Source organism: Streptomyces boluensis (genome assembly GCF_009908195.1).
Taxonomy (GTDB): Bacteria; Actinomycetota; Actinomycetes; order Streptomycetales; family Streptomycetaceae; genus Streptomyces; species Streptomyces boluensis.
Genome location: NZ_JAAAHS010000734.1, coordinates 1 through 1,063, shown reverse-complemented (window position 1 = coordinate 1,063; position 1,063 = coordinate 1). Strand labels below are relative to the sequence as shown.

At 74.9% G+C, this 1,063-nt stretch carries 1 protein-coding gene; it reads left to right on the top strand.

Going from position 1 to position 1,063, the window contains the following annotated elements; translation table 11 throughout:
• Positions 1-1,063: TIM-barrel domain-containing protein (locus tag GUY60_RS37805; RefSeq protein ID WP_281368685.1), on the top strand; the 1,063-nt coding region annotated here is incomplete at both ends.

The following is a 1,063-nucleotide window of genomic DNA, read 5'->3' as shown; positions in this document are numbered from 1 at the left end:
GGCTGGGACGGCGCGGGTCCCGAGCCGTCGTACGCGGTGGTCGGTGCGGGTCCTGAGGCGGATCCTCGGGCCGTCCTGGAGCCGGACAAGGACGGCGGCTGGCGGGTCGTGTCGGAGCGCGTGACGGTCGTGGTGTCGCGGCACGGCGCCGTGGAGGTGCGCACTCCGGGCGGGGTGGTGCTGCGCCGGGATCTGCCGCCGCGCTGGTGGGAGCCGGTTTCGGGCGGGGCGGCGCGGTGGTTGCAGCGGTCCGAAGTGGCCGCGGACGCACGGTTCTTCGGGCTCGGCGGCAGGGCCGGTGGGCCGCGGCTGCGGGACGGGTCGTACCGGTTGTGGAACACCGGCCCGCGCGGTGTGTCCGGGCCGGGGGGCGATCCGTTGTCGCTGACGATGCCGGTGCAGTTGGTGGTGGCCGATGTGGGCACGCACCTGGTGTTCCACGACAACTCGTGGGACGGCTCGGTGTGGTTGCGCGAGGGCGAGGAGGGTGCGGGTTCGGGGCACGACCGGGCGGCGTCGAGCGAGCTGCGGATGGACGGCGGGCCGTTGCGGTGCTGGGTGGTGGTCGGTCCCCCCGCGCGCGTGCTGCAGGTTTTCGCTTCGCTGACGGGGGCGCCCGCGCTGCCGCCGTCGTGGGCGCTCGGACATCAGCACGCGCGGCGGGGGTTCGGCGGTGAGCAGGAGGTGCGGCGGGTCGTCGCGGGGTACCGAGAACGTGAACTTCCGCTCGACGCCGTTCATTTGGACGTCGACCACTCCGACGCGCACCAGGTGGCCGGCGCGGACCGGACGCGGTTTCCGGAGCTTCCCCGCCTTGCCAAGGATCTGGCCGAGGACGGGGTGCGGCTGGTGTCGGTCGTGGGTCCGGCGGTGAAGGCGGACTCCGCCGACGAGGTGTACGCGTCGGGGGCGGAGCTGGTGTCGTTCGGGGATGCGGCGCTGCCTCGTTCGGCGCGGCACGCCTTGGAGGGGCGGGGCGGCGACCGTCGCGAGGCGCACAACGTGTACGGCCTGGGGACGGCCGCCGCGGGGTACGAGGGGCTGCGGCTGCTGCGGCCGGACG